This is a genomic window from Planktothrix tepida PCC 9214, from assembly GCF_900009145.1.
Taxonomy (GTDB): Bacteria; Cyanobacteriota; Cyanobacteriia; order Cyanobacteriales; family Microcoleaceae; genus Planktothrix; species Planktothrix tepida.
On sequence record NZ_LN889778.1, the window covers coordinates 1 to 11294 of the forward strand.

Genomic DNA, 11294 nt, shown 5'->3' on the forward strand with positions numbered 1-11294 from the left:
TTGCTAACTTTAGAAGAAGAGTTCTCTTAAATTGGCATTTTTCTCCTAATTTATCATAGTTACCCTAGAAGAGCTAAAAATCTTAAGGTTCCATCGGACATTCCTCTTGCATCAACTAATAAAGGTTCTTGATTTTCACCCCATTTTTCTTCACAATATAACATCGCATCACTACCTAATCTTCCCACAGGTTCAGCCCAAACTCGTTGTAAATCTCCTTCAGGAAGTTGGGATAAATAATTTAGTAAAGTTTGTTCAATTTTTTCTTTTTCAGGTTCAGGAAATGCTGCTAAAACTCCCGCAATATTTGAGCTATCCTGTTCTAAAGTTTTTGATAGGGGAGAATATTTTCTCATATTCTGAGGAATTGGGTTAATAATAAATATTGTTCTTAGAACTTCTATAGTAGTAGTATAACTCCAATTCGTACTGCTCAAAGAAGAAAAATCATAAAAAGGCAGATATTTCTGATTCATCAAAAGGAATTGATTTTTAGGGAATAATTGATTTAATGCTGATAATTCATATTTTCCCAGAGTCATTTTGATACTGCCCGAAGAGGGATATATAAATGACTCTATACGACTAATTTTATTTTCTGGTGAGTTATTGCTTTTGTGATTTTCATTAGATTTAAGTAATTTTATAAATTCATTAATTAATTGTATTTTAGGTTCTATTTCAATTGTAACGCTATAAAGACAATCAAATTCAACTTGCTCATTTTCCTGTTCATATTCCCCACTAATAACCGCTTCTAAAGTAAACTGAGTTTCCGGTTTTCTAACCACCCATTCTAACCCCCCTCGAATTCCTGGGGTATGACTATCACCCATTAAAGCTGATTCTAAAGATTTTGCTTCAGGAATGCGACTTAAAAAGTCTAAAGCATCAATAATATTAGATTTTCCACTAGAATTAGTTCCAATTAAAATAGTAAGTGGATCAATATATAAGGTCGCATCTTTAAAACTTTTCCAATTTTTTAAGTTAATTTGTTTTAGCATTATAAATTTTTTCGGGTTTAATTTTTTTATAAAATCTACTGATAAATACAATGATGAAAACTGGTTTAATTATTTATATAGCAAGTCTAAATCAGTTATAAATGACTTAAAATCCAATTTATCGTAGGGGCGAGGCGCGCCTCGCCCCTACTACTCCTAACTAACGTCTTAAAAAATTCAACAATTCTCGATTCACTGTTTGAGGAACTTCCTGTTGAATCCAGTGACCACAATCAGGAATTAATTGTAGTTTAAAAGGCGCAGCAATTAATCGGTCTAAACCTTCGGTAAGATGATGGCTTAAAAATGAATCTTCCTTCCCCCATAAAACTAATGTCGGAGACAAAATTTTAGCTGGGGTTTTTGTCCAATTTAATAACCAAGTCGGCGGCCAAAATAAATGACGATAATAATTAATGGCGGCGGGTAATACCCCTGGTTTTTCTAAAGCCGCTTCATAAATTTGAGTTTCCTCTGCACTAAACGCGCCTTTACGGATAGCGTGTTCTCGCAACGCATTCGTGACAAATTCTTTTAAATTCTGTTGGATTAACCATTCGGGAATTCCGGGAATTTGAAAAGCAAAAACAAACCAACTGCGACGAAGTTGATCTAAATTACTGACTAATTCTTGTACAAATCGATGGGGGGGAGGAGCGTTGAGAATCGCCAAACGGTTGAGAGATTGGGGAAACTTTTGAGCAAAATGCCATGCAATTAACCCCCCCCAATCATGCCCAACAATATGAGCTTTGCCATAGCCTAGACGTTCAATTAATCCTTGAATATCGGTACAAAGAGTATCTAAATCATAGCCACTTTCCGGTTTATCTGAATCGTTGTAGCCGCGTAAATCAGGCACAACTACTTTAAAATAACGGGCTAGGGCTGGAATTTGATAGCGCCAAGCGTACCAAAATTCAGGAAACCCATGCAGGAGTACGACGAGTTCACCCTCGCCTTGAGTTACCGTGTGTAAGCGAATATTATTCGTCTCAACAAACAGATGTTGCCAATCAGATTCTAGTGTCACCATAAACTCCAATCTTGTTGCTCACAAGTGGGATGCTGACATCTCCCTTGAATTTCCTCAAGGGATTGGAGCAATGTTAAACAGTTGCTTCTGATCTCAGATTACCACTTACAGGCGGTTGTCATACTCCATTCACATCATTAGCTCTTCGAAGACCGGGAAAGATCAGGTCTTCTAAACAGGTTGGACGAGTTTGGGAGTCATGACATAGCCAGAAACGCTTCCTCTGTAAATCACTAAATTGGCTAATTCCTGCAACTGTTGAATGGCTTCGGCTCCTTCAAGCTTCATGAGTTCGCGGTCATCGCGCATTTCTGTCCAGGTAATGCCATAGTCTGACACCAGAAACCGAATCAGATGATTTTCGCCTAAACTCACCATGAAAGAGGCACTATTCATCTGACCCCCACAGGTATAGCATGATGCCAGATACCCCTGTCGTTCTAGCACGGTGGCTAGAGCTTGGAGGTTCATCACCAAGTCCTGAACAAATTTGCGGTGTTGCTCTGCAAGTCTGAGAAACATAAATTGTCCTCCTATCACCACACCTAAGATTATTTCCAGAATGTAACATAATCTTAAGGTTTTGGTGCTGAAATATTAATCTTAGTCTGACCAGCCTAAATTGAAAAGATCACCTCCTGGAGGTTAAAACACACACCGTTTTGCAGATTAACGAAACTACTCCCGTAAGAAGGTATCTAGGAAAACAATACCGTTAAATTTTTGTTAACTATACGGTTCTAACTGGACTAAGATCCTACTCTGCAAAGGATTAGCTGAGAAATCACGTCTAAACCTATAAAAAGATTTAATACTCGATATAAGTATAGCCCCTAGTAATCGGATAGTAGATCTTTAGTTTCCGGGATCAGTTCCTGTTGAAGACCTGCTCAGATCAAACGCTGTTCCCTTGGATCTTAATCAATTTGCCACCATCCAAACCCAGGGCCAATAAATCGAATCGTAATCCAGACCGCTACTAATAACCCAATGCCAATCCAACTGACTTTAGTGGTAATTTCCATAAATTGTTGGCTTTGGTTTTTGGTAATGGGAAGCCAAGGGGAGATTTTTTCTTCTTGGCCATAGCGTTCTCCCATGGTTTCTTTTCGACGTTTAGCTTCACCCATATTTGTATACAAAAGTTAACAATGACTCTCATTTACTCAACTTTATTGTATTGTATTTAATCGTGAGTTGCAGCATCAGAACTCAGGAGTCGTTGCCAACTTAAACTTGGAATTTCCGAAGATGAATCAACCTGCCATCGCAACAGTTGAAATGCAGATTCACCCACAAGGGAAAATAAGCCGAGTGCTTGTCTGGGGGCAATTGTCGCTAAAGCGATCGCATCTTCCACTCCACAACAATTCCATTGAACTAAATTTTGCACCCCGATTAGCAAGGGTAACGTGGTTCCGGCTAAAGTGCCATCCGCTAAACGGGCTGTTCCTTGTTTAACTTCAATTTGTCGTTCATCCCAAGGATAAACACCATCGGGAAGTCCCAAGGGTGCTAACGCATCACTCACTAAAAATAGGGGGATTAAATTAGTCGTTTCCTGGGTTGGGGTTATTCCCGACATTCGCAAGAGTAACTTCACCATCAAAGGAGAAACGTGCTGTCCGTCCGCAATAAAACCAGATTGGACTTGATGATTAACTAACGCGGCTCCTAATAAACCGGGTTCTCGATGGTGTAAACTGGGCATGGCATTAAAGGCATGAGTCACCATTGTTGCCCCCTGAATAAATGCTTGTTCTGCCTGGGCTGTGGTAGCCTGGGAGTGACCTAAACTGACAATAATGCCTAAATTGGTCAAATGGGGAATGACGGTTCCTGTTGGGTCTAATTCAGGGGCTAGGGTGATGATTTTAACACAATGGCTATAGTTCCCCAAAACTTGCTGCACGTTATCCACAGTTAAGGGTAACAAATGCTCTTGGGGATGGGCTCCGCGTTTACTGGGATTGAGAAATGGCCCTTCAAGATGAACCCCTAATATTTTAGCGGTGGGTTGGTTTTGGGGAACAGTTTGCCTAAAGTCGCTAATTGTTGCCAGCGATCGCTGAATTTTATCAACAGATGTAGTCACAATTGTGGGCATAAAACCATCAATTCCCTGTTGCCATAAATATTGACAAATTTGAGTTAATTTTGGGAAATCCTGGGGTTCTAAATCCGGGAATGCTAATCCTAACGCGCCATTAATTTGTAAATCTATTCCGCCCAAGGATAGCCAATCTCCTTGTAAATCTAATTGTTCTATTTCTGTTGAGGATAAAGATTGAGATAAACTCGACATTGGTTTAATGGCATCAATTTGACCTTGACGAATTAAAACGTGTTGTAAATTTTGTGTTCCAGGGAGACGGACATTGATAATATCGAGGTTAGCAGTATATTGCTGTGGTGTTGTTGTCATGAGGAATAATTTAAGACTTTGAACTCTACATCATTATTTTCTAACTCTACTCCTCCTGTGGTCGGGATTATCATGGGGAGTGATTCAGATTTACCAACGATGAGTGCTGCGATCTCGATTTGTGAAGAATTTAGAATCCCCCATGAGGTGGCAATTGTTTCGGCGCACCGTACCCCGGAACGGATGTTTGACTACGCGAAAACAGCCCATCAGCGAGGACTCAAGGTGATTATTGCTGGAGCAGGAGGAGCCGCCCATTTACCGGGAATGGTTGCGTCTTTAACTCCTCTACCTGTCATTGGGGTTCCGGTCACAACTCGAACGTTACAGGGGGTTGATTCTCTCTATTCTATTGTACAAATGCCGGGAGGAATTCCAGTGGCAACGGTGGCGATTGGCAATGCTAAAAATGCAGGTTTATTAGCGGTACAAATATTAGCCAGTCATGATCCCGAACTGTTACAAAAGGTTTTAGATTATCGAGAAAATCTCAAGCAATCTGTTCTGGAAAAACAAGAGCGTTTAGATCAGGTGGGTTATGCAGAATATTAATAAGAGTTAAAGGGAACAGGGAACAGAGGGGAAAAGAAAATAGGGAATAGGGAATAGAGAATAGGAAAAAGTGATTAGCCACCATAGCAATTATTGGTAGCAGACATTTAAGGATTTTTGTATTAGTTTTACTAATTATTTATTTTAAATCAATTTTATTTTCAAAAGATTGTCACAAAATCATCATATTTTATTGAGAATAGCTCTCAAAGAGTTGACGAGATTCTAGGGGTTCTGCTACACTTGAGAAAATAGTACCCAAGGGCTTGTTGTGCCTATATGCCAAAATAAAGGCTGAAGCCCTTATGCTGTCGTCAAATCTCTGGATTTCGTGACTAATTTTCTGTGTGGCGATGCACGAGTTTTTAGAAGAAACGGTTTAATCCAAAACACCCCTCTTGACAAAATCAACAAATTGTGTAGAGACGTGCCATGGCACGTCTCTACGGGGAAAAGGGCGATCGCAACCTCAAAGAAACCCATTACTATCATGACTATGAAGGGGCGGGGTTTGTAACCCGATTTCCTAAGAACAGATAACCGTTATCAACCTGCCCCCATCAACATCAATTATTCTTCTTCTGAACTGCCATCAAAGTCTTCTTCATCATGACTATCAACTTGGGTGACAGAATTCGCTGAAACCACAGCCCCACTGTCTAAAGCCCCTCTCACTTTTTGCTCAATTTCAGTTGCCAAGGCTGTATTTTCTTCTAAATAAGTTAGGGTTTTATCCCGTCCTTGACCAATATTATCGCCGTTGTAACTGTACCAAGCCCCTTTGCGTTTTAAAACTCCTGTTTCTTCCGCTAAATCAATTAAACAACCTAACGTAGAAATCCCTTTTCCAAAGATAATATCAAATTCTGCAATCCGAAAGGGAGGAGCAACTTTATTCTTAGCAACTTTAACTTTAGCCCGAATTCCGTATTCATCCGTTCCCCGTTTTAAGGTTTGAATTCGACGAATATCTAACCGTACAGAGGCATAGAATTTTAACGCATTCCCCCCCGTTGTGGTTTCCGGGTTGCCATAGGTGACGCCGATTTTTTGACGCAATTGGTTCAGGAAAATTACAGTACAATTTGACTTACCAATATTACCCGTAATTTTGCGTAAGGCTTGACTCATTAATCGCGCTTGTAACCCCATGTGGGCGTCCCCCATATCCCCTTCAATTTCTGCCCTGGGAACTAACGCCGCAACGGAGTCAACGACAATAATATCAACGGCTACAGACCGCACCAACTGATCCACCACTTCTAAGCCCATTTCTCCGGTGTCCGGTTGAGAAACGAGTAAATTTTCCGTATCCACTCCTAGGACAGCCGCGTAAGTCGGGTCAAGGGCGTGTTCTGCATCGACAAAGGCGGCTACTCCTCCGGCTCTTTGCACTTCGGCGATCGCGTGTAACGCTAATGTAGTTTTACCCGAACTTTCTGGCCCATAGATTTCAATCACCCGTCCCTTGGGTAAACCGCCTCCCAAAGCCAAATCTAGGGTTAATGCACCACTGGGAATGGTTTCCACTTTCATCCGGGTGGCGTCCCCTAACCGGACAATGGCACCTTTCCCGAAACTTCGCTCAATTTGGTTTAAAACTTGAGTTAGAGCTTTTTTCTTTTCAGAACTAGAATTATCTTTTACTGTAGCCATTCGCTGTAATTGTTAGTAACGGTTAACGGTAAGCGTCCTCGCCACCCTAGATGTCAGGCAAGCATCACTGGTATGGTAGCAGTTTTGCTTGGGTTGTGACTATCGGGGATCGGGGTTCCCGTCAGTGAGCTTAACAATTTTTTGCAGTTCGTCTGCTCAAGCTCTCAGGGAACCTCTTCTCATTGTAAGAAAGATTGATGTTTTCGTCAATATCGGGGAATGGGGAATAATGGATTCCAGAATTATTTTATAACAATCACCCGTAGTCGAGATTTTAGAGACGAAACCGCTTAAAATTTTTAAGGAATTAAACGACGCAAGAAACGAATTCTACTTATGGCTTATCGATATCTTTTATTTTATAAACCTTATGATGTTTTGAGTCAGTTTACCGATGAAGATCCGACAACAACTCCCCGTAAAACCCTAAAAGATTTTATTTCTATTCCGTTAGTTTATCCCGTTGGACGTTTGGATCGAGATAGTGAAGGATTATTATTATTAACCAATGATAATTTTGTTAAACATCGGTTAATTGATCCGAAATTTGCCCATCCTCGAACCTATTGGGTACAGGTGGAACGCATACCCGATGAAATAGCTTTAAAACAGTTACGTCAGGGGGTACAACTCTCTGATTATCGCACCAAACCTGCACAAGTGAAATTACTTTCCCCAGAACCCCATTTACCTTCTCGTGAACCCCCCATTCGCTTTCGCAAAACCGTCCCGACGGCTTGGTTAGAACTGACGTTAACAGAAGGTCGTAACCGTCAAGTGCGGAAAATGACGGCTGCGGTGGGGTTTCCGACGTTACGGTTAGTAAGAGTGGCGATCGCACATTTAAGTTTAAACCAACTCGAACCGGGTCAATGGCGAGATTTAACCGCTATTGAACTTAAGAAATTGATGCAAATCTTAGGAAGTTGTTAAATTGATTTCTAGCCTGGGATTAGTCGCTTCTAAATGTTAGTGTGAGTGATAGAACCTTATGCGAGGGTATAAATTAATCATTCTAATCAAGCTATAGATGAAGATTAGGATTAAACCAATTCCCATCAGTAATGAATTCTTGACTTTGCCAATAAACCTTATCTAAACGTAAAATTTCCCATTGTTTATTGGCAGGTTCAAAACCGAATTCGATATAACAATCACCCGAATCAAACTGATTAAAAAGCCATTTTCCGTCCCGATTATCAGCCTTTAAAACAAAACTAATAATTAATCTAAAAAATAGTTCTGATTCATCTAAGATATAAATTTTATCAATCCTTAATCTTAGATTACATTCAGGGGAAAAGTAAATAAAGAAATTTTTGTAAAAATCAATTAGTGTTGATTTGGAGATTGCTCCACATAAACTTCCACTAAAATGTTTAGAAATTAATGAATTCAGCAGGTTAATATCTTGGTTAACATAAGCTTTTTGAAATTTTTGTACACCCATTTCTATGTGATTCGGTAAAGTTACGGGATTAAAAGTAATATTTTTTAACAATTTAGAGTTATTAATGGTTTGAATCATTTCTGAATTTGATAAATTTTTAAATAAATCTGCTTGAGAAATTTTAAAAACTTTTTGATAGATTGTAGGTAAAGATTCTTGTTTTTTAATGATTCCTAAATTTTCTAGCCATGATAAATTAAATATTTCTAAATATATGTAATTACAGATTGCGACTTTTTCCTTAGATTTAATAACAATTCCAGTTAATCGTAATTCTAAATATTCCTTAGTTTCTTTATAGAGATTAAATTCAGAGGTTAAAATTTGAGAATATAATTCTAATAATTTTTCAGAATGCTTACTTCCCCAAAGTAAACGATCACGAATTGTTCTCAAATGTTCCGGTTCGTCCTGAGCTTCCCAATTTTCTATTATACGCGATCGCACTAACTTCTCAACCCATTCTTTCTCCTCCCCTTCAGGAATGATTTCCTCACTTAACCGTACTAACTGACAAACTTTTTGGGTTAAAAAAGGTTGTCCCCCTGTCCAGTTTAAAACTTCCTGTAACACAATTTCTGGGTTAGGAGATTTTTCAATAAACCCTAATGCTAACGGTTTAGCTTCTTCAAATTGAAAACCTGTTAATTCAATGGCTTGACCAATATTAAAGGGAGTGCTGTGATATTGACTATTAATTAAATCATTAGGAGTGGCTACCCCTAATAAAGCAAAGGTTAAACGGTTAAAATCTGGTTGTTCTGCTCGTTTATTATAACAAGCGCGAATGGAGGCAAAAAAATCATCTACATTAAAATTTAGCCTTAAAATACTATCAATTTCATCAATAAAAATCACGATTTTTTGACCAATAGCAGACAGTAAAACTGATTCAATAAATTTATTCCATCGTCTGACATTGGAGAGGCGTTGATTTTTAGTCCACCATTCATCTAAATCAAAATGATCATATAAATTTAAACTACTAACAATACTATCAATTAACCCAGCATACCATTCTTCCGGCGTAATATCAGATGTGCCAATAGCCGTTAAATCAATCGCAGCACAGACAATATTTTCCGCTTGTAACCGTTGCATTGTTCGCACTCGCAAACTGGATTTTCCCATTTGTCGAGAGTTCAACACATAACAAAATTCTCCCGCTTTTAACCCTTGATAAAATTGTTCATCTGCTTGTCTATAAATATAAGTGGGGGAATTAACAGGTAAACTTCCCCCCACTTGATAGGAAAAATTTGAAGATTTTTCAGCCATGATTTTGGGTTAAAATTAAGGAATAACTCGATATAAAGGGATAGGAGATTCAATTCCTTTGAGTTTACGTTCTCCTAAATAAGTCACTTGCAACGATAAATGATTCTTCACCACATCATACACCGTTTGAGAAATACAAATTTCTCCCGGCATCGCTTGAGATTGTAACCGAGAAGCAATATTAACCCCAATTCCTAATACATCTCCACCGCTTAAAAATACATCTCCAACATGAATGCCAATGCGATGTTTTAAACTCGTTTCTGGGCTAATTTCTGCGGCGGCTAAAGCTTGTTGCATTTCTATCCCACAACGCACTGCTTCTACGGCCGAACTAAAATACAGTAATAATCCATCCCCCATGCTTTTTAATTCTTGTCCGTTGTGTTGACGAATTAAATCTCGAATCACCGTAAAATCCCGTTTAATACAGTCTAACATTTGTCGTTGATTGCGTTCCATCCGGGATGTTGAATCCACAATATCGGTGAACATAATGGCAGCTAAGGCGATATCCTTATCCTTACTGGAAGTTGTGAGCCCTAATTTTTCTCGAAAATAAATTCGATAGAGATTACATAAGGGTAATACATCATTTCCTTGAAATTTAACTAATCCCATACTTCTTAGTTTAAAGGCTTCAGCCGAAGGAATAGAAACCGGATAATCACTCTTAATCACTTGTTTTAAAATATTAGTTAATTCTTCATTTTTTTCTAAATTAGATAAATGGCGACGTAAATGATCATAGTAACATCCGGCTTCTGTGGGTGCAGTTTCCAGGAATTGTTCTAAAGTAATTTTATCTTTAGCAATTTGATACAATGCCATTCTGACTAAATAGGGATGTCCGCCAATCATGTCGAATAAAGCGGTAAATTCGACTTCGGAAAATTCTAATCCATGACGGTGAATTAAATCTTGAATTTGTTCGGGGGTGAGTTCAGGAAGTTCAACGGGTAATCCTACATTAAAGGGAGATTGATTAATATTGAGAGGGATATAAACTTCTTTAGAATGGGAAATAACTAAACGAAGATTTTGCCAAGTGGGTTCATTTTTGCTGCGTTCATGCCAAGCTCTTAATAACCCAAAAAAGTCAACGGCAATTTCAGGATGTTGAAAGATTAAATCGACTTCATCTAATCCTAACACCAAGGGAGAATCAAGTTGAGCGAGTAAATATCGTTGTAAATATTTTGTACATTTATTTTTACTTCCAATTACTCCTTTCCAGTATTGTTCAAGTTGATCATCCAATCCTAATTCTTCTGCAATACTGGCACAAAACCATTGTAAAAATTGATCCAGATTACTAAAAAATTCATAATCTGCTAATTGAAAATTTAAACAAGCTTTGTGATATCCTTGTTGAGTTCCAGAATGGAGAATTCGCTGCATGAGGGAGCTTTTACCCATTTGTCGGGGTGCTTTAATGCGAATTAATGCCGTCGGTCGTACTAAGGTTTGGTAACAGTCGGTTTCGATGGGAGGACGTTCAATATACAACGGAGAATCTAAAGGAACTTGACCTTCAGGTTCTTCGAGTTGGTTAGGGGGGATAGGAATATTCATGATAGAAACTTGAGAGGTTGGTTGTTTCTGTTATAAGCGATGTCGATAGGCAGTGGCTATATTATCGTACACTCGTCATCCCGATAGAAATCTATCTTTTTATGACCATAATGATATCTTTACAAAAAAATCTAAAATCTTTAAATAAAACCCTGTTAATTTTCCTCCTCCCCAGACTAGATTAAATCTATCGATTATCGGGATTGATCCCGTGATCAACTTTAATTTAAAATTTTACCCAGAGGATTTAACATGAATATTGCACCCAAAGCAACTGTGAAATTCTTCCTAGTTGCTACTCCCGTTATTGCTTTA

General features: G+C 38.6%; 10 protein-coding genes. 2 read left to right on the forward strand and 8 right to left on the reverse strand.

The genetic code is table 11. From position 1 onward, the window contains the following. Window positions 1-59: 59 nt before the first annotated feature. From PL9214_RS03080 to nagA, 5 genes are all read right to left on the reverse strand, one after another. A complete protein-coding gene (locus tag PL9214_RS03080) occupies window positions 60-1007 on the reverse strand; it encodes an AAA family ATPase (RefSeq protein WP_072717387.1) in 948 nt (315 codons plus the stop codon). Between the two features lie 160 nt (window positions 1008-1167). Beyond that, window positions 1168-2043, reverse strand: a complete 876-nt coding sequence (locus PL9214_RS03085) for an alpha/beta fold hydrolase (RefSeq protein ID WP_072717388.1) — start codon at window positions 2041-2043, stop codon at window positions 1168-1170. Window positions 2044-2214: 171 nt separating this feature from the next. Then, window positions 2215-2565, reverse strand: a complete 351-nt coding sequence (locus tag PL9214_RS03090) for a DUF1815 family protein (RefSeq protein ID WP_072717389.1) — start codon at window positions 2563-2565, stop codon at window positions 2215-2217. 395 nt (window positions 2566-2960) lie between these two features. Further along, window positions 2961-3173, reverse strand: coding sequence for a DUF2839 domain-containing protein (locus PL9214_RS03095; RefSeq protein WP_072717390.1), 213 nt, complete (start codon window positions 3171-3173; stop codon window positions 2961-2963). A 56-nt stretch (window positions 3174-3229) separates the two neighbouring features. Further along, window positions 3230-4468, reverse strand: a complete 1239-nt coding sequence (gene nagA / locus PL9214_RS03100) for an N-acetylglucosamine-6-phosphate deacetylase (RefSeq protein ID WP_072717391.1) — start codon at window positions 4466-4468, stop codon at window positions 3230-3232. A gap of 72 nt (window positions 4469-4540) precedes the next feature. On the opposite strand from nagA, the gene purE reads away from it, so the two are divergent. Then, on the forward strand, window positions 4541-5020 hold the full coding sequence (gene purE, locus PL9214_RS03105) for a 5-(carboxyamino)imidazole ribonucleotide mutase (protein ID WP_186440288.1): 480 nt from the start codon (window positions 4541-4543) through the stop codon (window positions 5018-5020). A 570-nt stretch (window positions 5021-5590) separates the two neighbouring features. On the opposite strand, the gene recA is transcribed toward purE, so the two are convergent. Then, the gene (gene recA / locus PL9214_RS03110; protein ID WP_072717393.1) at window positions 5591-6676 is read right to left on the reverse strand and encodes a recombinase RecA; all 1086 of its coding nucleotides are present in this window, start codon (window positions 6674-6676) and stop codon (window positions 5591-5593) included. Between the two features lie 336 nt (window positions 6677-7012). On the opposite strand from recA, the gene PL9214_RS03115 reads away from it, so the two are divergent. Further along, window positions 7013-7609 (forward strand): pseudouridine synthase, encoded by a 597-nt coding sequence (locus tag PL9214_RS03115; RefSeq protein WP_072717394.1) that lies wholly within the window; start codon window positions 7013-7015, stop codon window positions 7607-7609. Between the two features lie 91 nt (window positions 7610-7700). On the opposite strand, the gene PL9214_RS03120 is transcribed toward PL9214_RS03115, so the two are convergent. Both PL9214_RS03120 and PL9214_RS03125 read right to left on the reverse strand, forming a co-directional pair. After that, window positions 7701-9404: an AAA-like domain-containing protein gene (locus PL9214_RS03120; RefSeq protein WP_072717395.1), complete on the reverse strand. Its 1704-nt coding sequence runs from the start codon at window positions 9402-9404 to the stop codon at window positions 7701-7703. 15 nt (window positions 9405-9419) lie between these two features. After that, window positions 9420-10979 carry an AAA-like domain-containing protein gene (locus PL9214_RS03125; RefSeq protein ID WP_072717396.1) on the reverse strand — a complete coding sequence of 520 codons (1560 nt, stop codon included), beginning with the start codon at window positions 10977-10979 and terminating at the stop codon, window positions 9420-9422. Between the last annotated feature and the right edge of the window lie 315 nt (window positions 10980-11294).